Annotated in this window: 15 protein-coding genes; 4 read left to right on the top strand and 11 right to left on the bottom strand. The window is 70.9% G+C overall.

Annotated features, from left to right (window positions below):
* Positions 1-55: 55 nt before the first annotated feature.
* Together ACQHII_RS08035 and ACQHII_RS08030 are read left to right on the top strand one after the other, a co-directional pair.
* Positions 56-499, top strand: coding sequence for a PPOX class F420-dependent oxidoreductase (locus ACQHII_RS08035; protein ID WP_427918601.1), 444 nt, complete (start codon positions 56-58; stop codon positions 497-499).
* 78 nt (positions 500-577) lie between these two features.
* On the top strand, positions 578-2,662 hold the full coding sequence (locus tag ACQHII_RS08030; protein ID WP_427918600.1) for a tetratricopeptide repeat protein: 2,085 nt from the start codon (positions 578-580) through the stop codon (positions 2,660-2,662).
* Here ACQHII_RS08030 and ACQHII_RS08025 read toward each other — a convergent pair.
* The 3 genes from ACQHII_RS08025 to ACQHII_RS08015 all read right to left on the bottom strand — a co-directional run bounded on the left by ACQHII_RS08025 (position 2,659) and on the right by ACQHII_RS08015 (position 6,998).
* Entirely contained in the window at positions 2,659-3,813 is a 1,155-nt protein-coding gene (locus ACQHII_RS08025) for a hypothetical protein (RefSeq protein WP_427925252.1), read from the bottom strand. The two genes, ACQHII_RS08030 and ACQHII_RS08025, sit on opposite strands and share 4 nt — an antisense overlap.
* Positions 3,814-4,774: 961 nt before the next feature.
* The gene (locus ACQHII_RS08020) at positions 4,775-6,115 is read right to left on the bottom strand and encodes an MFS transporter (protein WP_427918599.1); all 1,341 of its coding nucleotides are present in this window, start codon (positions 6,113-6,115) and stop codon (positions 4,775-4,777) included.
* 217 nt (positions 6,116-6,332) lie between these two features.
* Positions 6,333-6,998, bottom strand: a complete 666-nt coding sequence (locus ACQHII_RS08015; protein WP_427918598.1) for a TetR family transcriptional regulator — start codon at positions 6,996-6,998, stop codon at positions 6,333-6,335.
* A 177-nt stretch (positions 6,999-7,175) separates the two neighbouring features.
* Here ACQHII_RS08015 and ACQHII_RS08010 point away from each other — a divergent pair, with 177 nt between their 5' ends.
* Both ACQHII_RS08010 and ACQHII_RS08005 read left to right on the top strand, forming a co-directional pair.
* Positions 7,176-8,099 carry a shikimate dehydrogenase gene (locus ACQHII_RS08010; protein WP_427918597.1) on the top strand — a complete coding sequence of 308 codons (924 nt, stop codon included), beginning with the start codon at positions 7,176-7,178 and terminating at the stop codon, positions 8,097-8,099.
* 233 nt (positions 8,100-8,332) lie between these two features.
* Positions 8,333-10,132 carry a bifunctional sugar phosphate isomerase/epimerase/4-hydroxyphenylpyruvate dioxygenase family protein gene (locus ACQHII_RS08005; protein WP_427918596.1) on the top strand — a complete coding sequence of 600 codons (1,800 nt, stop codon included), beginning with the start codon at positions 8,333-8,335 and terminating at the stop codon, positions 10,130-10,132.
* Here the strand turns inward: ACQHII_RS08005 and ACQHII_RS08000 are convergent.
* From ACQHII_RS08000 to tkt, 8 genes are all read right to left on the bottom strand, one after another.
* Positions 10,119-11,582, bottom strand: coding sequence for a membrane-associated oxidoreductase (locus tag ACQHII_RS08000; RefSeq protein WP_427918595.1), 1,464 nt, complete (start codon positions 11,580-11,582; stop codon positions 10,119-10,121). The genes ACQHII_RS08005 and ACQHII_RS08000 overlap by 14 nt on opposite strands.
* 97 nt (positions 11,583-11,679) lie before the next feature.
* Positions 11,680-12,267, bottom strand: a complete 588-nt coding sequence (locus tag ACQHII_RS07995) for a histidine phosphatase family protein (RefSeq protein ID WP_427918594.1) — start codon at positions 12,265-12,267, stop codon at positions 11,680-11,682.
* A gap of 7 nt (positions 12,268-12,274) precedes the next feature.
* Entirely contained in the window at positions 12,275-13,150 is an 876-nt protein-coding gene (gene gnd, locus ACQHII_RS07990) for a phosphogluconate dehydrogenase (NAD(+)-dependent, decarboxylating) (protein ID WP_427918593.1), read from the bottom strand.
* A 6-nt stretch (positions 13,151-13,156) separates the two neighbouring features.
* Entirely contained in the window at positions 13,157-14,803 is a 1,647-nt protein-coding gene (pgi, locus tag ACQHII_RS07985) for a glucose-6-phosphate isomerase (protein WP_427918592.1), read from the bottom strand.
* Complete coding sequence (gene opcA, locus ACQHII_RS07980; protein ID WP_427918591.1) at positions 14,796-15,731, bottom strand: glucose-6-phosphate dehydrogenase assembly protein OpcA; 936 nt, start codon at positions 15,729-15,731, stop codon at positions 14,796-14,798. Before opcA ends, pgi begins: the two co-directional genes overlap by 8 nt.
* Positions 15,728-17,341: a glucose-6-phosphate dehydrogenase gene (gene zwf / locus ACQHII_RS07975; RefSeq protein ID WP_427918590.1), complete on the bottom strand. Its 1,614-nt coding sequence runs from the start codon at positions 17,339-17,341 to the stop codon at positions 15,728-15,730. Before zwf ends, opcA begins: the two co-directional genes overlap by 4 nt.
* The gene (tal, locus tag ACQHII_RS07970) at positions 17,338-18,483 is read right to left on the bottom strand and encodes a transaldolase (RefSeq protein WP_427918589.1); all 1,146 of its coding nucleotides are present in this window, start codon (positions 18,481-18,483) and stop codon (positions 17,338-17,340) included. Before tal ends, zwf begins: the two co-directional genes overlap by 4 nt.
* A gap of 19 nt (positions 18,484-18,502) precedes the next feature.
* Complete coding sequence (gene tkt, locus ACQHII_RS07965) at positions 18,503-20,596, bottom strand: transketolase (protein ID WP_427918588.1); 2,094 nt, start codon at positions 20,594-20,596, stop codon at positions 18,503-18,505.
* Between the last annotated feature and the right edge of the window lie 37 nt (positions 20,597-20,633).

Genomic DNA, 20,633 nt, shown 5'->3' with positions numbered 1-20,633 from the left:
CCGTAGACAGTGTCTACTGGGGAATGGTGGACGCTCCGTACTCGTTGTTCTCGATATGACTCAGGACGACGCCCCACTGCTTCAGCTGCTGTCCGACGGCCACGGCGGGGTGCTGGTCACCCTCAAGAGCGACGGCCGGCCCCAGCTCTCGAACGTCAGCCACGCCTACTACCCCGACGAGCGCGTCATCCGCGTCTCGATCACCGACGACCGCGCCAAGACCCGCAACCTGCGCCGCGACCCCCGCGCCTCCTATCACGTGACCAGTGCAGACCGGTGGGCGTACACGGTCGCCGAGGGCACGGCCGACCTCACACCGGTGGCGGCGGACCCGCACGACGACACGGTCGAGGAGCTGATCCGGCTCTACCGTGACGTCCTCGGCGAACACCCCGACTGGGACGACTACCGGGCCGCCATGGTCCGGGACCGGCGGCTCGTGCTGCGGCTGCGGGTGGAGCGGGTGTACGGGATCCCGAAGGGCGCCAACCTGGGGTGACCGATCGTCACCTCCCGTCCCTGGCGCTAAGGTTGATCCGCAACACGGCGGCGTGCGGACGACGGGGGAGTGCACGAGGTGATCGATCCGGTGTCGATGAGCGCCATCGCCGCGGTGTTCGGGGCCGTCGGCTCCGGGATGGCGAGCGAGGCCGGCAAACTGGCCTGGGAATCGGCCGGCGGACTGGTCCGCCGCCTGGCCGGCCGCGAGGTGCCCGCACCGGCGACCCCCGACGAACTCGACGCCGTCGCCCGCATGATCCACGACCGTGTCCACGACGACCCCGAACTCGCCCTGATCTGGACCCGGTTCGCGCGCGGCGTGCGCACCCCGGGCCGGATCACGGGCCCGGGACGGCACTGCCTCCCGCTGGCGCCCCGCTCCTTCACGGACCGTCAGGAGGCCCTGAAACTCCTGGACAAGGAGGCGACGCGCCCCTTCGACGGACGCCCGCGGCTGGCCCTCCTGCACGGACCCGAGGGCATCGGCACCAGCACCCTCGCCCACCACTGGGGCGCACGGCAGGCGGCCCGCTTCCCCGACGGACAGCTCTACGCCGACCTGCGCACCCTCGGCCCCGAGCCGGTCCTGACCACCCTGCTGCGCCAACTCGGCCTGCCCGACGAGGAGATCCCGCCCTCGGCCGCCGACCGGGCCACCCTGTTCCGGGCCTCCCTGGCCGACCGCCGCGCCCTCGTCGTCCTCGACCACGCCCAATCCGGCGCCCAGGTACGGCCGTTGCTCGCCTCGGCTCCGGACGTCGTCACCCTCGTCGTGGCGCGCGATCCCCTCATCGGCGTCGACGCGTTACGCGTCCCGGTAGGCCCGCTGAGCCACCGGGACGCGAGACGACTCCTCACCGAGCTCGTCGGCAGGCCCGCGGTCACCGCCGCCCGCGCCACGCTGCCCGCCGTACTGGACCGCTGCGCCGGCTCGCCCTACGCCCTGCGCGCCGCCGCACCCCGGCTCACCGCCCCACCGCAGCCGGCCGCCGGGCCGGACACCGACCCGGTGACGTCCGCCATCGAGGACTCGTACCGCCTGTTGATCCCCGGCGCGGCCCGCCTCTACCGCCTGACCGGCCTCCACGACTGGCCCGCCCTCGACGCCGCAGCGGCGGCCCGCGCGGCCGACATCGACGAACCCGAGGCCGCCCGCCTCCTCGGCGAACTTGCCGACGCCCTGCTCGTCGAGCGCACCGACGACGGCCGCCACCGCTACCGGCCGGCCGTCCGCGCCCACGCCGAACGGACCGCCGCCGCCACGGACGGCATCGCCGCGTCCTCCGCCGCCGTGTCCCGCACCGTGCAGTACTACGTGCACCTCGGCCTGGCCGCCGCGCAGGCGGCACTGCCCGAGAGCTGGCGCGTACCGTCCGCACCCACCCCGCTGTCGTACCCGGACCGGGGCGCGGGCGTCGCCGCACTGGCCGCCGAAGCCCCCAACCTGGTCCAAGCGGTGCGTGCCGCCGAGGAGTTCGGGGACTGGGACACCGTCGTCCTGCTGGGCCAGACCCTGTGGCCGCTCCAGCTCAAGGCCGGCCACCACGACGTCCTGCTGCCCGCGCTGCGCACCGGGGCGCGTACGGCGGACGCCCACTTCCCCGGCACCCGTGGCGCGGCCTCTCTCCATGTCCAACTCGCCCACAGCCTCATGGAGTTGCGGCGCTGGGACGAGGCGGAACCCGAGGCGCTCGCCGCCGCGCGCGACGAACGGGCGGCCGGGCACGTGCGCGGCCACGCCTCCGCCGTCGAGTTCCTCGGCCTGCTCAGGCTGCGCCAATGGCGGTACGACGAGGCGTACTCGGCCTTCGACGAGGCCTACGGCATCCTCGACGGCATCGGCCCCGGCGACGAGGGCGCCGCCGATCTGCCGCGCGCCCGCGCCCTGTTGGAGCGGCACCGGGGCCGGGCGCTGCGCGGGATGGGCCGTCCCGCCGAGGCTGTCGCCCGCCTGGAACACGCGCTGGCCTTCTTCCGCGCGAGCGGCGAGGCCTACAACACGGCCCGCACCCTCACCGACCTGGCCGAAACCCGTCTGACCGAGGGCGAGTTCACAGCCGCCCGTGCCCTGATCGACGAGGCGGCCGACGCCCTGCGCGACGAGAAGGCGGAACAGCACCTGTCGTATCTGCGCGTCCTGCGGGAGCGCTGCGAGGGTTAGCCGAGGACGATCCGCACCCGGTGCACGGCCCCGCCCGTGTGCACGGTCAGCCCCTGCGCCACGGCCTCGTGCAGTGACTTGCCAGAGGCCAGCCAGGCGTGCAGGGCCGAGGCGCAGGCGACCGGGTCGGCGTCGGCGGGCGGTTCGGTGCGCAGGAGCAGCAGGGTGCCGTCGGAGGTGCGGGCCGTGCACGCGCCGGGGCCGGTGACGTAGACGGCGAGGGCGCAGCGCGGGTGCCGGGCCAGGACCTCCGTGGTCCAGAGCGCGGGTGACCCGAAGCGCGGATCGTCCGCGGCGCCGTACCGGAACACCACGTCGGCCAGGGAGAGTTGGTCCTGCTCGCGGGTGTCCTCGTGCACCGCCGTGTGCGCCTCGCCCGTGCCGTCGGGCGCCGGGTGCGGGCCCGCGTACCGGACGACCGAGACCTCGGAGCTGCCCAGCAGCCGGGTGAGCACCCGCAACGGGACCGTGTGCGCCGCGGGTTCGAACGGCGGCAGCGGGAGGGGTTCGAGCAGGGCGGGCGCGTCCCGTTCGGGGAGCCCGATGATGCCGTAGAAGAGGCGCCGGAGGCGGATGGCCGACTCGCCGGGGACGGAGCTGGTGAAGGCGGCCGGGGTCGGCAACGGGCTGTGGGTGTCGATGAGTTGGGTCAGTTGCGGGCGCAGCGGGAGCGCGGGGTCCAGGAGGGGTGCCGTCCGGACGAAGGCGTGCACCGGGGCGTCGGGGGCGAGGCCCGCGAGGGGTGCGGCGCCGAGGAGGACGGGGGTGCCGAGCGCGGCGGCGTAGTAGGTCACCGAGCCGTGGTCGCCGATGACCGCGTCGGCGGCCAGCAGCGCCTGGCGCCAGCCGTGCAGCGGGTCGACGAGGGTGAGACCGGCGCGACGGGACCGGTCCAACCAGGCACGGAGCTGGCCCGGGCCGTGGCCGTACCAGATGTTGGGATGCAGGACGGCGGCGAGACGGTACTCGTCGACGGGGAGTTCGGAGGTCAGCCGGGGGAGCAGGGACGGGAGTGCGTCGTCGCCGGAGGCCGGGCCGTCGCCGAACAGGGACTCCGGGTTCCAGGTGGAGTTGAGGACCACGAGGCGCTGCGACCGGCCGACGCCGAGTGCCCTCCGGTAGCGTTCCCGGTACGGGCGCGCCGCGAGCATGCGGTCCCAGCAGGGATCACCGGCCAGTACGGCCGTGGGTGCGGCCTCGGGGCAGACGGCGCGCAGCCGTTCCAGCTGCTCCGGGTGTGAAAGCACCAGCGCGTCGGCGACGGGCCGGCCGGTTTCGTCGAGCAACCACTCGGGCGACAACCCGAACACCGGAACCTCGGCCTCCGCCACCTTGCCGCCGGGTGTTGGGTGTTGGGTGTTGGGTGTTGGGTGTCCCCAGCCTCTTAGTGTATCCGACACCGTGGGACATCACAGCCAATACCCCTGAAAATGCCCGGAGTTGACCGCCGAAGCTCGCGGAGACGGCCAAGTCGACCGGCGTTGCCGTCGCCTGTTCCCAGGGCAGGACCGGCACCCCTGTTTCCGCCAGCAACTCGGCCACGCCGGCCGCGAACGCCGACGATCCCGTGCAGGTGACCAGCAGCTGCACCCGGAAGTCGTCGTGGAAGAGCGGCAGTACGTCGAGGAGCCGGGTCGCCGAGGTCACGTTGTGCACGACGAACAGCACCTTGCGCGTGCGCCCCCGCGTGGCCCACCGGGCGGCGTCGTCGCCGACCGGCACCCGTATCCACTCGGCCCCCGCCACGCCCTCGACCACCTTTCGCGCCTGTGATCGGGCAACGATAGTCAGCCCCGGGCCCGCGTGCACCGGCCGCCCCTGAAATCGGCCGGTACACGCGGAGACCCTCCGGGCGGCGCGGGGCCGTGATGCCTTGTCGGCGCCCCGCGCGCGCAGGTTCACGAAGGCCGGTCGCCGGCCTCCTGACCGTCCTACCCCGGTTGGGGTCGTGCCACGTGCGCGGCGGGGGAGCAATGACATGGCCGTGGGGCGGCGCTGTTCTTTTCTGCTCGTTCGGGCCGATGTTCTTGCGGGAAACGTCAACTGTCAATGTGGGCTGTCGACCTCGTCGGTCAGACGGTCAGACGGTCAGACGGTCAGACGGTCAGACGGTCAGGCCGTCACCGTCTCCGGCCGGGAGGTCTCCCGGGGTGGGCGCGCGCCGAGCAGTTCCGTCGGGACCCGGTGGGTTTCGCGGGCGGACAGGGCGGCGACGACCGGCGGGACGCACAGAGCCGCCGTGAACAGGGCCACCGACGACCAGTCCGTGCCGTCCGGACCCGCGATCCGTGCGGCGAAGGTCACCGCGAACCCGGCCACCGCGAAGCCGATCTGCGTGCCGACGGCCATGCCGGACAGCCGGACCCGGGTCGAGAACATCTCGCCGTAGAAGGAGGGCCACACGCCGTTCGCGGCGCTGTAGACGACGCCGAAGGCGACGATGCCGAGGATCAGGGTGAGGGCGTAGGAGCCCGTGGAGATCGCCCAGAGGTAGAGGAACATGGTGAGCGCGCTGCCGATCGCGCCGATCAGGTACACCGGGCGGCGCCCGATGCGGTCGGACAGGGTGGCCCACAGGGGGATCGCGGCGAGGGCGACGAGGTTGGCGAGCGCGCCCACCCACAGCATCGAGGTGCGGGACATGCCGACCGAGTCGCTGGTGGCGTAGGCCAGCGCCCACACTGTGAAGATCGTCGAGACGGAGGCGATGAGCGCGCCCGCGATCACCCGCAGGACGTCCGCCCAGTGCTCGCGCAGCAGCACCACGAGCGGGAGTTTCACGACACCCTCGGTCGCCGCCTGCTCGGCGAAGGCCGGGGTCTCCTGGAGCCTGCGGCGGATGAACCAGCCGGCCACCGCGACCAGCACGCTCGCCCAGAACGGGACGCGCCAGCCCCAGGACAGCAGCTGCTTGTCGGGGAGTTGGGCGACGGCGAGGAACACGAGGGTGGCGACGAGCTGGCCGCCCTGTGTACCGCTGAGGGTGAAGCTGGTGAAGAAACCGCGCCGGTCCGGCGGTGCGTGCTCCAGCGTCATCGAACTGGCGCTGGCCTGCTCGCCCGCCGCGGAGATCCCCTGGAGGACCCGGCACAGCACGAGCAGGACCGGGGCGAGGGAACCGACCTGGGCGCGGGTGGGCAGACAGCCGATGAGGAACGTCGACAGGCCCATCAGCAGCAGCGTGAAGATCATGACCTGCTTGCGGCCGACCCGGTCGCCGAAGTGCCCGAGGAACAGCGCGCCGACCGGACGGGCCGCGTAGGCGACACCGAAGGTCGCGAGGGAGAGCAGGGTCGCGGTCGCCGGGTCCGAGTCGTCGAAGAAGACCTTGGGGAAGATCAGTGCGGCGGCGCTGCCGTAGATGAAGAAGTCGTAGTACTCCAGGGCACTGCCGATCCAGGCGGCGGCTGCCGCCTTCTTCGGCTGCCCGACGGCTTTGGCGGGGACGGACACGGCTTGCTCCTTCGCGGAGGCTCCGCCGTGGGCGGAGCGAGCGGAGACGGGGAGATGTGGGGGGGGGAGAGAGACCTGGGGGGAGGGGGAGGGGGAGAGGCGGGAGCGGGGTGGTGGCGCCGGGTCGCGGCTAATTAACCCACTGGGTAGTTAGTCTCGGTGGGTAGGGATGTTGCGCTCACGTTTCCCGGGTGTCAAGGGGTGCCGTCGGACCGTCTCAGTCCGTCGCGCGCTCCGCCGTCAGATAGGCGATCACCATGTCGCCCAGCATGGTCCGGTAGTGCTCGCGCCGATCCGGGGCGGTCAGGTCGCGGCCGAACAGGGCGCCGAAGGTGTGCCGGTTGGCGACCCGGAAGAAGCAGAAGGAACTGATCATCGCGTGCAGGTCGACGGCGTCCACGTCGGCGGTGAACAGGCCGGACTCCTGCCCCGACGCCAGGATGCGGCGGATCACGTCGACGGCGGGCGAGCCGATCTTGCCGAGCTTCTCGGAGGCGGCGATGTGCTCGGCCCCGTGGATGTTCTCGATGCTCACCAGGCGGATGAAGTCCGGGTGCTGCTCGTGGTGGTCCAAGGTCAGCTCCGCGAGCCGCCGGATGGCCGCGACGGGGTCCAGGTGCTCGACGTCCAGGCTCTGTTCGGCCTCGCGGATCACGCCGTAGGACCGTTCCAGAACGGCCGTGAACAGCTGCTCCTTGCCGCCGAAGTAGTAGTAGATCATCCGCTTCGTGGTGCGGGTGCGGGCGGCGATCTCGTCGACGCGGGCGCCGTCGTAGCCGGCCCGGGCGAACTCCTGGGTCGCCACGTCGAGGATCTCGGCCCTGGTGCGGACGGCGTCGCGGATCCGCCCGTTGGGTCGTGCCGGTTCTTCGACGCTGGTCATCGGGTTCCTTCGGGCGGGGGCCGGTGTCGGTGATTGTAGAAGCCGGGCCTGGGTGGCGGGGCGTCGCGTTCCTGTCCGGGGCTTGCTCGAGGCTTCCCGGGGCTTCCGCGGGGCTCGCGATCCTGATATAGCTAACGTACTAGTTCGTACATTAGTGAGCCGCTCGGGAGGGCCACCGTGGCCGACGTCTTCAAGGAATCAACGGTCCTCAAGGAATCGACGGTCCTCAAGGACTCGTATCTCGTCGGACTGATCGGTTCCGGCATCGGTCCCTCCCTCAGTCCGGCCCTGCACGAACGCGAGGCCGACCGGCAGGGCCTGCGCTACGTGTACCGGCTCATCGACATCGACGTGCTCGGCGTCGCCCCGGAGGCGGTGGGCGACCTGCTGCGCGCCGCCCGCGACCTGGGCTTCGACGGGCTCAACATCACCCACCCGTGCAAGCAGCTCGTCATCGGGCACCTGGACGGGCTCGCCCCGCAGGCCGAGGCGCTGGGCGCGGTCAACACCGTGGTGTTCGAGGCGGACGGCAGCGCGATCGGCCACAACACGGACGTCACCGGCTTCGCCGCCTCCTTCGCGCGCGGACTGCCCGACGCGCCCATGGAACGCGTCGTCCAGCTGGGCGCGGGCGGCGCGGGCGCGGCCGTCGCGCACGCCACGCTCACCCTGGGCGCCGGGCGCGTCACGGTTGTCGACGCGCTGCCCGAGCGGGCGGCGGCCCTCGCCGACTCCCTGAACCGCCACTTCGGTGCGGGCCGCGCGGCAGGTGCCACCCCCGATCTGCTCCCCGGCCTGCTCGCGGGTGCCGACGGCGTCGTCCACGCCACGCCCACCGGGATGGCCGCCCACCCCGGACTGCCCTTCCCCGCAAGCCTGTTGCACTCCGGACTCTGGGTCGCCGAGGTCGTCTACCGCCCCCTGGAGACCCAACTCCTGCGCACCGCCCGCGCGTTGGGCTGCCCCACCCTTGACGGCGGCGGCATGGCGGTCTTCCAGGCGGCCGACGCGTTCCGTCTGTTCACGGGGCGCGAGCCCGACAGCGCGCGGATGCTTGCGGACATCGCGGAGCTGGCCGGTGCGGTGGTTGTGCCCAAGTAGCGCTGGCCGCACCGGAGTAGAGATGGTCGGGTCGAGGTGGTCGTGCCCGCACTGCGAGGGGTGGGCCTGTGCCGAGGCGGCTGTGCCCGCGTCGTAAGCGATGGGCCCGTGCCGAGGCGGTCGAGCCCGCACCGCAAGACGTGGGTCTGCGCCGAAGCGATTGCACCCGCCCCGAACCCGCCCTGCCCGCCCCGAACCCCCCGTGCCCACAGCGGAATTGAGAGGTACCCCCGATGCGTACGTCCATCGCCACCGTCTCCCTCAGCGGTTCCCTCACCGAGAAGCTCACGGCCGCTGCCCGGGCCGGCTTCGACGGGGTCGAGATCTTCGAGAACGACCTCCTCGCCAGCCCCCTCACCCCGGAGGAGATCCGGGCCCGCTGTGCCGATCTCGGTCTGACCATCGACCTTTATCAACCCCTGCGGGACATCGAGGCGGTCCCCGAAGCCGAGTTCGCGCGGAATCTGCGCCGTGCCCGGCACAAGTTCGAGCTGATGCGCAGGCTCGGCACCGACACCGTCCTCGTCTGTTCCAGCGTCTCGCCGCTCGCCGAGGACGACGACGCCCTCGCCGCCGCGCAGTTGAGCCAACTGGCCGACCTCGCCCAGGAGTTCGGCGTCCGGGTCGCCTACGAGGCGCTCGCCTGGGGGCGGCACGTCAGTACGTACGACCATGCCTGGCGCATCGTCGAGAGGGCCGGTCACCCGGCACTCGGTACTTGCCTCGACAGCTTTCACATCCTCTCTCGCGGCTCCGACCCCAAGGGCATCGCGGACATCCCGGGCGAGAAGATCTTCTTCCTCCAGCTCGCCGACGCCCCGCTGCTCGCGATGGACGTCCTCCAGTGGAGCCGCCACTACCGCTGTTTCCCCGGCCAGGGCGGCTTCGACATCGCGGGACTGCTGCGACACGTCCTGATCGCGGGCTACGACGGCCCGCTGTCGCTGGAGGTCTTCAACGACGTGTTCCGGCAGGCGGACGCGGGCCCGACGGCGATCGACGCCCACCGTTCGCTGCTGGACCTCCAGGAGACGGTCGGTCTCGCGCGGCCCCCCACCCCCGTCGTCCCCACGGGCATCGCCTTCGCCGAACTCGTCACGCCCGACGCGGAACCCGTCTCGGCGCTCCTCGGCGCCCTCGGCTTCGCCCGCACGGCCCGCCACCGCGGCAAACCGGTGGACCTGTGGCAGCAGGGCGAGGCCCGCATCCTGGTCAACACCGGCCCCGCCGTACGACGCGACGGCACCGCGCTCGCGGCGATCGGCCTGGAGTCGCCCGACCCGGAGGGCGCCGCCCGCCGCGCCGAAGCCCTCCTCGCCCCCGTCCTGCCCCGCCGCCGGACCCCCGAGGACGCCCAACTCGACGCGGTGGCCGCACCCGACGGCACGGAACTCTTCTTCTGCGCCCGGACCACCCCCCAACACCCCGGTTGGCGCGCCGACTTCACCGACACCCCCGGTCAACTCCCCTCAGGAACAGGCGTCCTGCGCATCGACCACCTCGCCCTCACCCAGCCCTGGCACCAGTTCGACGAGGCGGCCCTCTTCCACCGCAGCGTCCTCGGACTGCACGCCCAGGAGAGCGTCGACGTCGCCGACCCCTACGGCCTGCTGCGCAGCCGCGCCGTCACCACGCCCGACGGCAGCGTCCGCATCGCACTGAGTGTCGGCCCGGCTCCCACCGAGGACGGCGCCCACGCCCAGCACATCGCCCTCGCCGTCGACGACGTGGTCGCCGCGGCCCGCCGCTTCCGGGAGGCGGGTGGCCGACTGCTGCCGATACCCGCCAACCACTACGACGACCTCGCGGCTCGATTCGACTTCACCGAGGGCGAGTTGGAGACCTACCGCGAACTCGGCATCCTCTACGACCGGGACGCGGGCGGCGAGTTCCGGCACTGCTACACCCGTACCGTCGGCCGGGTCTTCTTCGAACTGGTCCAGCGCGACGGCGACTACCGGGGCTACGGAGCCCCGAACGCGCCGGTGCGACTGGCCGCCCAGCACACCGCGAAGCGGCTCACTGGCGGCTGACGGTCCTGGTCACACCGGTGACGACCGTCGTGGCCAGGATCCAGCCGGTGATGATCAGGGCGTAGCCGAGGTACTGGTACCAGCCGGTCGGCGCGAACGCCTCCTCCTGGCCGAAGGAGATCACCGGCAGCAGCAGGTCGAGGGTGTAGAACACCGGGTTGAAGTGCGGGGCCTCGGACGGCTTGAGGGCGGCCGGGTGGTGCAGGCCGTAGGCGATCGAGCCGATGGCCAGCAGCGACAGCAGCCAGGCGCAGGCGCGCAGCGGGCGGAAGCCGTAGCCGACGGTGACGTCCTGGACGTAGCCCCAGATCCGGTTGTACCGGGGGAGGGTGGCGCGCAGGCGGCGCTGCTTGGCGAGTTGGACGCGGCGGGCGGCGTAGTCGTCGCCGGTGCGGCGGTAGGAGAGGGCCAACTGCTCGTAGGCGTGCGGAACATAGCCGTCGCCGTCCTGCTCCAGCATGGTCAGCCGGCGCTCGGCGGGCTCGTGCGGGATGAGCGAGGTGTAGACGAGGCTGGTGAGGTGCACCTGGCCCGGTACCACCTGCGGCTCCAGCAGCAGCACGTCGATCTGGGCGCTGCGCAGTACGACACCGCCCTCGACGGGCGGGCTCTCCCGCAGCCAGAGTTCCCCGATGCTGGCGCTGCTCGCCAGCAGCACGGAACTGCCGGGATTCGACAGGGAGCTGTACGACAGGTCGAGTCGGCCTGCGATCCGGGCGCCGCGCAGCCCGACCCAGCCCTCCACCCGGGCGTACCGGAACAGGATGTTGCCCGCGACGACCAGCACCTCGGCGTCGATGGCGGAGTGCCCGGGGTGGGAGAGGTGCGCGCCGTTGAGGATGACCGACCCGGCGACACTCGCGCCGCTGAGCCGGATCTGCCCCTGGGTGCGCAGCCCGGCCGCCCGGAGATCGTCGCCGACGGAGGCCTGGTTGAGCTGGAGGACCGGTTCCTCGGCGTCCGGGGCGATGATCTCCGCGCTCTCCATGAACAGACTCCCGGCGACCTTCACCTCCGCGAGCCGCACGAGTCCGCGGAACTTGGCCCGGGTCAGCCGCAGTACGCCGTCCACGCGCATCGCGTGCGCGGTCAGCCCGGGCAGGACGGAGTCGCCGAGATTGAGTTCGCGCAGCCGGGCCGCGTAGCAGCGGGGCACCCCGTCGAAGTGGCAGTAGCGCAGCCGCACGGGGTGGTCGATCGTCGCGTACTGCAGGTCGAGCCGGCCGGTGATCCGGGCGCCCGCCAGACTGAGGGACGCTATCTCCCCTGCTTCCTGCGGCCCGTTGAGCAGCAGCGCCCGCAACACCGAGGCGCGCACGGTCCGTTCGGGCCCCCAGTCGCCACCGAGGGCGATGTCCTCGTCCTCCGCCGTACGGAAGTCCACGGACTCGCCCAACGGGAAGGCCCGCCACACCTGTTCCTCGGCCGGTGTCAGATCGTTGATCTCCATCGAGAGCGACTCTAGCCCGGCGGCTGTCGTGCGCACAGAGGACGACCGCGGCCCGGACCGAGCGTCGAAGCGCGGTCCGGGCCGGGGAGTTGTGCCGTTACGGTCGGGTGTTCCACTCCGCGATGACCGGGCGGTCGTGCTCGGTGGACAGGCGGCTGACGGTGCCGGTGGCCAGCTGGAACAGCCGGCCGTCCGCCGCCGGCAGGCCCAGCCTGCGTGCCGTGAGGACGCGCAGGAAGTGGGCGTGCGCCACCAGGACCACGTCACGGTCGGCGAGCGCGGAGTCCACCCGCTTCAGCACCCGGTCGGCGCGGGCGCCGATCTCGTCCGGGGACTCGCCCGGGTGTCCGGCGGGGCCCGGCGGTACTCCGTCGGTCCACAAGTACCAGTCGGGGCGGGTGTGGTGGATGTCGACGGTGGTGACGCCCTCGTAGCCGCCGTAGTCCCACTCGTGCAGGTCGGGGTCGGGGGCGGCCCCGGTGATGCCCGCGAGTTCGGCGGTGCGTATGGCACGGTCCAACGGGCTGGTCAGGGCGAGTGCGAAGGTCCGGCCGGCCAGGAGCGGGGCGAGGGACTTGGCCTCTTCCTCGCCGTGCCGGGTGAGGGGCAGGTCGGTCCAGCTGGTGTGCCGGCCCGACACGCTCCACTCCGTCTCGCCGTGGCGGACCAGCAGAAGATCCCCCACGGCGCGCCTACTTGGTCTCGACGGCGTGGCCGCCGAACTGGTTGCGCAGGGCCGCGACCATCTTCATCTGGGGCGAGTCCTCCTGGCGGGAGGCGAACCGGGCGAAGAGGGAGGCGGTGATGGCGGGCAGCGGTACGGCGTTGTCGATGGCGGCCTCCACGGTCCAGCGGCCCTCGCCGGAGTCCTCGGCGTAGCCCTTGAGCTTGTCCAGGTGCTCGTCGTCGTCGAGGGCGTTGACGGCGAGGTCGAGGAGCCAGGAGCGGATGACCGTGCCCTCCTGCCAGGACCGGAAGACCTCGCGGACGTCGGTGACGGAGTGGACCTTCTCCAGGAGTTCCCAGCCCTCGGCGTAGGCCTGCATCATGGCGTACTCGATGCCGTTGTGGACCATCTTGGAGAAGTGCCCGGCGCCGACCTTGCCGGCGTGCACGAACCCGAACTCGCCCTCGGGCTTGAGGGCGTCGAAGACCGGCTGGACCTTGGCGATGTTCTCGGGGTCGCCGCCGACCATCAGCGCGTAGCCGTTCGTCAGGCCCCACACACCGCCGGAGACGCCCGCGTCGACGAAGCCGATGCCCTTGGCGCCCAGCTCCTCGGCGTGCTTCTCGTCGTCCGTCCAACGCGAGTTGCCGCCGTCGACCACCGTGTCGCCGGGCTGGAGCAGTCCGCCCAGCTCGTCGACGACCGACTGGGTCGGGGCGCCGGCCGGGACCATCACCCAGACCGTGCGCGGCGCTTCGAGCTTCTCGACCAGTTCGGCCAGGTCGCTCACGTCGGAGATCTCGGGGTTGCGGTCGTAGCCGATGACGGTGTGGCCTGCGCGGCGGATGCGCTCGCGCATGTTGCCGCCCATCTTGCCGAGGCCGATCAGTCCGAGCTGCATGTCAGTTCACTTCTTCCGGAGAGTGCGGTAGGTGGCCACGAGGGCAGCGGTGGAGGAGTCGAGGCCGGGCACGTCGGCGCCTTGGGTGAGGGCGGGTTCGACGCGCTTGGCGAGGACCTTGCCCAGCTCGACGCCCCACTGGTCGAAGGAGTCGATGTTCCAGACCGCGCCCTGCACGAACACCTTGTGCTCGTAGAGCGCGATGAGCTGGCCGAGCACGGAGGGGGTCAGCTCGCGGGCCAGGATGGTGGTCGTGGGGTGGTTGCCCTTGAACGTCTTGTGCGGGACCAGTTCCTCCGCGACACCCTCGGCGCGCACCTCGTCGGGCGTCTTGCCGAACGCCAACGCCTGCGTCTGCGCGAAGAAGTTGGCCATCAGCAGGTCGTGCTGCGCTTTCAGCCCGTCGCTCAGCTCCGCCACCGGGTTGACGAAGCCGATGAAGTCCGCCGGGATCAACTTCGTGCCCTGGTGGATGAGTTGGTAGTACGCGTGCTGCCCGTTCGTGCCGGGCGTGCCCCACACCACGGGGCCTGTCTGCCACTCCACCGGATTCCCGTCCCGGTCCACCGACTTGCCGTTGGACTCCATATCCAACTGCTGCAAGTAGGCGGTGAACTTGGAGAGGTAGTGGCTGTACGGGAGTACCGCGTGCGACTGCGCGTCGTGGAAGTTGCCGTACCAGACGCCCAACAGGCCAAGGAGGAGCGGCGCGTTGGATTCGGCGGGCGCGGTGCGGAAGTGCTCGTCGACGAGGTGGAAACCGTCGAGCATCTCCCGGAAGCGGTCCGGGCCGATGGCGATCATCAGCGACAGTCCGATCGCCGAGTCGTACGAGTACCGCCCGCCGACCCAGTCCCAGAACTCGAACATGTTGTCCGTGTCGATACCGAAGTCCGACACCTTCCCGGCGTTGGTCGACAGCGCCACGAAGTGCTTCGCGACCGCCTTGTCGTCACCGCCCAACCCCTCAAGGAGCCATGTCCGGGCGGACGTTGCGTTGGTGATCGTCTCGATCGTGGTGAACGTCTTCGAGGCGACGATGAACAGCGTCTCGGCCGGGTCGAGGTCGCGGGTCGCCTCGTGCAGGTCGGCGCCGTCCACGTTCGACACGAAGCGGACCGTCAACTCGCGGTCGGTGAAGGCGCGGAGGGCTTCGTACGCCATCGCCGGACCGAGGTCCGAGCCGCCGATACCGATGTTGACGACATTGCGGATACGGCGGCCGGTGTGCCCGGTCCACTCGCCGGAGCGGACACGGTCGGCGAAGTTCGCCATCTTGTCGAGCACCGCGTGCACTTGAGGCACCACGTTCTCGCCGTCGACCTCGATCACCGCGTCGCGCGGGGCCCGCAGCGCGGTGTGCAGGACCGCGCGGTCCTCCGTCACGTTGATCTTCTCGCCACGGAACATGGCGTCCCGGAGGCCGAACACGCCGGTGGCGGTGGCGAGTTCCTGGAGGAGGGCGAGGGTCTCGTCGGTGATCAGGTGCTTGGAGTAGTCGATGCGCAGGTCGCCGACGGTGACCACGTACCGCTCCGCGCGCTCCGGGTCCGCCGTGAACAACTCACGCAGCTGCGGGTGCAGTTGACTCGCGCGGTGGTTCTCCAGCGCGGTCCACTCGGGCCGCCGCACGAGCTGGGGGGAGTCAGACATGAGAGGGGGTCTCCTTGGTGCCCTCTGCCCGGAGGGCGATGGCGTACATCTCGTCGGCGTCGAGGCGCCGCAGTTCCTCGGCGATGAGTTCGGAGGTGGTGCGGACCTTCAGCGCGAGGGTGCGGGAGGGCTGCCCGGGCAGGGACAGCGTCGCGAGGGGGCCGTCGGGGCGGTCGATGACGATGTCGCCGGCGCCGGTGCCGAGGCGGACGGCCGTGATGACCGGTCCGTCGGTGACCACGCGGTCGATCTTCACCTTGAGGCGGGCCTCCAGCCAGCGCGCCAGCAGTTCGGCGGCCGGGTTCTCGGCCTCGCTCTCCACCGCGCCCGAGGTGATCTTCGACTTGGACTGGTCCAAAGCCGCCGCCAGCATCGAGCGCCACGGGGTCAGCCGGGTCCAGGCGAGGTCGGTGTCGCCGGGCGCGTAGGCACGGGCGCGGGCGCCCAGCTCTTCGAGCGGGTTCGTCGCCGCGTACAAGTCGGTGATCCGGCGCTGCGCGAGGGCGCCCAGCGGGTCCTTCGCCGGGATCTCGGGCGCGTCTCCCGGCCACCAGACGACGACCGGCGCGTCCGGCAGCAGCAGCGGCAGCACCACGGAGTCGGCGTGGTCGGACACCTCGCCGTAGGTCCGCAGCACGACCGTCTCGCCGGTGCCGGCGTCGGCGCCCACCCGGACCTCGGCGTCGAGGTGCGAGTTGGTCCGGTCCCGCGGGGTGCGGGCGTGCCGCTTGATGACGACCAGGGTGCGCGAGGGGTGCTCGTGCGAGGCCTCTTCGGCCGCCTTGATCGAGTCGTAGGCGTTCTCCTCGTCCGTGACGATGACCATCGTCAGGACCATGCCCACGGCAGGAGTGCCGATGTCACGGCGACCCTGTACCAGCGCCTTGTTGATCTTGCTTGCCGTGGTGTCGCTCAGGTCGATCTTCATGGCCTGCGCCAGCTCCGTCCGTCTCGTGCGAGCATCTCGTCCGCCTCCTCGGGGCCCCAACTGCCCGAGGAGTACTGCGCGGGCCTGCCGTTCTGTGCCCAGTACTCCTCGATCGGGTCGAGGATCTTCCAGGACTCTTCCACTTCCTGGTGGCGCGGGAACAGGTTGGCGTCGCCGAGCAGCACGTCCAGGATGAGCCGCTCGTACGCCTCGGGGCTCGACTCCGTGAACGACTCGCCGTAGGCGAAGTCCATGGACACGTCCCGGATCTCCATCGAAGTGCCCGGCACCTTGGAACCGAAGCGGACCGTCATGCCCTCGTCGGGCTGCACGCGGATGACGATCGCGTTCTGGCCGAGTTCCTCGGTGGCGGTGGAGTCGAAGGGGGAGTGCGGGGCCCGCTTGAAGACGACCGCGATCTCCGTGACGCGCCGCCCGAGCCGCTTGCCGGTGCGCAGGTAGAAGGGGATGCCCGCCCAGCGGCGGTTGTCCACCTCCAGCTTCACGGCCGCGTAGGTGTCGGTCTTCGACTGCGGGTCGATGCCGTCCTCCTGGAGGTAGCCGACGACCTTCTCGCCGCCCTGCCAGCCCTCCGCGTACTGCCCGAACACCGTGTGCTCGCCCAACTCCCGTGGCAGGCGCACCGACTTGAGTACCTTGAGCTTCTCGGTGAGCAGCGCCTCCTCGTCGAAGGCGATCGGTTCCTCCATGGCGGTCAGTGCCATCAGCTGGAGGAGGTGGTTCTGGATGACGTCACGCGCCGAACCGATGCCGTCGTAGTAGCCGGCCCGGCCGCCGATGCCGATGTCCTCGGCCATCGTGATCTGGATGTGGTCGACGTAGGACCGGTTCCAGATCGGTTCGTACATCTGGTTGGCGAAGCGCAGTGCCAGGATGTTCTGGACGGTCTCCTTGCCGAGGTAGTGGTCGATCCGGAACACCTGGTCCGGGTCGAACACCTCGTGCACGATCTTGTTCAGCTCCCGCGCGCTCTTCAGGTCGCGCCCGAACGGCTTCTCGATGACCGCCCGCCGCCATGCCCCCTCCGGAGCGTCCGCCAGCCCGTGCTTCTTGAGCTGCTTGACGACCTTCGGGAAGAACTTCGGCGGTACGGAGAGATAGAACGCGTAGTTGCCGCTGGTACCGCGCGAGGTGTCCAACTCGTCGACGGCCGCGCGCAGTTGCTTGAACGCGGTGTCGTCGTCGAAGTCGCCCGGGATGAACCGCATCCCCTCGGCGAGCTGCTGCCAGACCTCCTCGCGGAACTCCGTCCGGGAGTGCTCGCGCACCGAGTCGTGCACCACCTGCGCGAAGTCCTGGTCCTCCCAGTCCCGCCGCGCGAACCCGACGAGCGAGAAGCCCGGCGGCAGCATGCCCCGGTTGGCCAGGTCGTAGACGGCCGGCATCAGCTTCTTGCGGGACAGGTCACCGGTGACGCCGAAGATGACCAGGCCGGACGGCCCTGCGATGCGCGGCAGTCGGCGGTCCCGGGCGTCCCGCAGCGGGTTGTCCCAGCCGGCGCCCAGGGCGTCGGCGATGTCCGTGACGTCCTCAACACCGAGCGCCTGCGCGGCCGTTGTCGTTGTCGTTTCGGGAAGGTCCGCACTCATTCCCCGTCGACCCCCTTCCCGCTCAGCGACTTCGCGACGGCGTCCAGCAGGTCCTGCCAGGCCACCTCGAACTTGGCGACGCCCTCGTCCTCCAACTGCTTGACGACGGTGTCGTACGAGATCCCCAGACGTTCTACGGCGTCCAGGTCGGCGCGCGCCTGCGCGTAGCCGCCGGTCACCGTGTCGCCGTGGATGTCACCGTGGTCGGCGGTGGCGTTCAGCGTGGCCTCGGGCATGGTGTTGACCGTGCCGGGCGCGACCAGCTCGTCGACGTAGAGGGTGTCCTTGTAGGACGGGTCCTTCACGCCGGTCGAGGCCCACAGGGGGCGCTGCTTGTTGGCCCCGGCGCCCGCGAGAACGGTCCAACGGTCGCCCGCGAAGACCTCTTCGTAGGCCTGGTAGGCGAGCCGCGCGTTGGCGAGGGCTGCCTTGCCCTTGAGAGCGAGGGCTTCGTCCGTGGCGAGCGCGGTGAGGCGCTTGTCGATCTCGGAGTCGACGCGGGAGACGAAGAAGGAGGCGACGGAGTGGATGGTCGCCAGGTCGATGCCCGCGGCCTGCGCCTTCTCCAGGCCGGCCAGGTAGGCGTCCATGACCTCGCGGTAGCGCTCCAGGGAGAAGATCAGCGTGACGTTGACGCTGATGCCCGCGCCGATGACCTCGGTGATGGCCGGGAGACCGGCCTTCGTCGCCGGGATCTTGATCATCACGTTGGAACGGTCCACCAGCCAGGAGAGCTGCTTGGCCTCGGCGATCGTCGCCGCCGTGTGGTGGGCCAGGCGCGGGTCGACCTCGATGGAGACCCGGCCGTCCCGGCCGCCGGTCGCCTCGTGGACCGGGCGCAGGATGTCGGCGGCGGCGCGGACGTCGGCCGTGGTCATCATCCGCACGGCTTCCTCGACCGTCACCTTGCGTACGGCGAGGTCGGCCAGCTGCTCCTCGTACCCCTCTCCGGAGCCGATGGCGGCCTGGAAGATCGAGGGGTTGGTGGTGACGCCGACGACGTTCTTGGTGTCGATGAGCTCGGCGAGGTTGCCGGACTCGATCCGCTTGCGCGACAGGTCGTCCAGCCAGATGGAGACGCCCTCGTCGGAGAGGCGCTTGAGTGTTCCCGCGGTGGCGGTCACTTCGGTCACTGTGATCATCTTCTTTCTGGCGATCGGATCAACCGCGCGCGGCGGCAAGGCCCGTAGTCGAATTGAATACAGCCCGTGCTGCGGCGGCGACGTTCTCGGCCGTGAAACCGAACTCGGCGAACAGGGTCTTGGCATCGGCGGAGGCGCCGAAGTGTTCGAGGGAGACGATGCGTCCTGCGTCACCCACGAACCGGTACCACGTGAGACCGATCCCGGCCTCGACCGCAACGCGGGCCTTCACGGACGGCGGAAGGACGCTGTCGCGGTACTCGCGCGACTGCTCCTCGAACCACTCCACGGACGGCATCGACACCACCCGGGTGCCCACGCCCTCCGCCTCCAACTGCTCGCGCGCCTCGACGGCGAGGTGGACCTCGGAGCCGGTCGCGATCAGCACGACGTCGGGGGTCCCGGTGGAGGAGTCCTTGAGGACGTAACCGCCGCGCGCCGCATCGGAGTTGGGCGCGTACGTCGGCACACCCTGGCGGGTCAGCGCGAGGCCGTGCGGAGCGGGGTTCGTGGCGTGCCTCTTGAGGATCTCGGCCCAGGCGATCGCCGTCTCGTTGGCGTCGGCCGGGCGGACGATGTTCAGGCCCGGGATCGCGCGCAGCGAGGCGAGGTGCTCGACCGGCTGGTGGGTGGGGCCGTCCTCGCCCAGGCCGATCGAGTCGTGCGTCCAGACGTACGTCACCGGGAGCTGCATCAGCGCGGAGAGGCGGACGGCGTTGCGCATGTAGTCGGAGAACACCAGGAAGGTGCCGCCGTAGACGCGCGTGTTGCCGTGCAGGGCGATGCCGTTCATCTCGGCCGCCATGGAGTGCTCGCGGATGCCGAAGTGGATCGTACGGCCGTACGGGTCGGCCTCCGGGAGCGGATTGCCCTTCGGGAGGAAGGACGAGGTCTTGTCGATGGTGGTGTTGTTCGAGCCGGCCAGGTCGGCGGAGCCGCCCCACAGCTCGGGCAGGACCGGTCCAAGGGACTGGAGGACCTTGCCGGACGCGGCGCGGGTGGCGACGGAGGAACCCTCCTCGAACACCGGAAGGGCGTCCTCCCAGCCCTCGGGGAGCTGGCCGGCGACGATCCGGTCGAAGAGCTTCGCGCGCTCGGGCTGGGCGCCGCGCCACTCGTCGAGCTGCTTGTCCCAGGCGGAGTGCGCCTCGGCGCCCCGGTCCAGGGCCATGCGGCTGTGCGCGAGGACCTCGCCCGCGACCTCGAAGGACTTCTCCGGGTCGAAGCCGCGGACGCGCTTGGTGGCGGCGACCTCGTCGGCGCCGAGCGCGGAGCCGTGGGCGGCCTCGGTGTTCTGCGCGTTCGGGGCGGGCCAGGCGATGATCGTGCGCATCGCGATGATCGAGGGGCGTGCGGTCTCGGCCTGCGCCGCCCTGAGCGCCGTGTACAGCGCGTGCGGGTCGATGTCGCCGTCGGCGCCGGGCTCGATGCGCTGGGTGTGCCAGCCGTAGGCCTCGTAGCGCTTCAGTACGTCCTCGGAGAAGGCGGTCGCGGTGTCGCCCTCGATGGAGATGTGGTTGTCGTCGTAGACGAAGACGAGGTTGCCGAGCCGCTGGTGGCCGGCCAGCGAGGAGGCCTCGGCGGAGATGCCCTCCTCCAGGTCGCCGTCGGAGACGATCGCCCAGATCGTGTGGTCGAAGGGCGACTCGCCCTCGGGGGCCTCCGGGTCGAACAGTCCGCGCTCGTAGCGGGCGGCCATCGCCATCCCGACGGCGTTGGCCACACCCTGTCCGAGCGGTCCGGTCGTGGTCTCCACCCCGGCCGTGTGCCCGTACTCGGGGTGACCAGGCGTCTTCGAGCCGTGCGTCCTGAACGCCTTCAGGTCGTCGAGCTCCAGCTCGTACCCGGCGAGATACAGCTGCGTGTACAGCGTCAGCGAGGTGTGGCCGGGGGAGAGGACGAAGCGGTCACGGCCGGTCCACTCGGGATCCGCGGGGTCGTGACGCATCACCTTCTGAAAGATCGTGTACGCGGCGGGGGCCAGGCTCATCGCCGTGCCCGGGTGCCCGTTGCCGACCTTCTGGACCGCGTCAGCGGCCAGAACGCGGGCCGTGTCGACGGCACGACGGTCGAGATCGGTCCACTCGAAGCTGTCAGGTGTGTGCGCGTTCATCTTCAAGAAGTCCTCGATATGAGCGACAGAACTGTTC

It is taken from the genome of Streptomyces sp. cg40 (assembly GCF_050320165.1).
Classification (GTDB): Bacteria; Actinomycetota; Actinomycetes; order Streptomycetales; family Streptomycetaceae; genus Streptomyces; species Streptomyces hokutonensis.
Note: the sequence above shows the minus strand (reverse complement) of the source record. Positions and strands in the feature narration are given on the sequence as shown.

What these genes read in the sequence shown, in the direction of transcription:
- tkt (WP_427918588.1), bottom strand. Translation starts at nt 20,596, where the DNA reads ATGAACGCGCACACACCTGACAGCTTCGAGTGGACCGATCTCGACCGT.
- ACQHII_RS08015 (WP_427918598.1), bottom strand. Translation starts at nt 6,998, where the DNA reads ATGACCAGCGTCGAAGAACCGGCACGACCCAACGGGCGGATCCGCGAC.
- opcA (WP_427918591.1), bottom strand. Translation starts at nt 15,731, where the DNA reads ATGAAGATCGACCTGAGCGACACCACGGCAAGCAAGATCAACAAGGCG.
- ACQHII_RS08005 (WP_427918596.1), top strand. Translation starts at nt 8,333, where the DNA reads ATGCGTACGTCCATCGCCACCGTCTCCCTCAGCGGTTCCCTCACCGAG.
- pgi (WP_427918592.1), bottom strand. Translation starts at nt 14,803, where the DNA reads ATGTCTGACTCCCCCCAGCTCGTGCGGCGGCCCGAGTGGACCGCGCTG.
- ACQHII_RS08035 (WP_427918601.1), top strand. Translation starts at nt 56, where the DNA reads ATGACTCAGGACGACGCCCCACTGCTTCAGCTGCTGTCCGACGGCCAC.
- zwf (WP_427918590.1), bottom strand. Translation starts at nt 17,341, where the DNA reads ATGAGTGCGGACCTTCCCGAAACGACAACGACAACGGCCGCGCAGGCG.
- gnd (WP_427918593.1), bottom strand. Translation starts at nt 13,150, where the DNA reads ATGCAGCTCGGACTGATCGGCCTCGGCAAGATGGGCGGCAACATGCGC.
- ACQHII_RS08025 (WP_427925252.1), bottom strand. Translation starts at nt 3,813, where the DNA reads ATGCTCGCGGCGCGCCCGTACCGGGAACGCTACCGGAGGGCACTCGGC.
- tal (WP_427918589.1), bottom strand. Translation starts at nt 18,483, where the DNA reads ATGATCACAGTGACCGAAGTGACCGCCACCGCGGGAACACTCAAGCGC.
- ACQHII_RS08000 (WP_427918595.1), bottom strand. Translation starts at nt 11,582, where the DNA reads ATGGAGATCAACGATCTGACACCGGCCGAGGAACAGGTGTGGCGGGCC.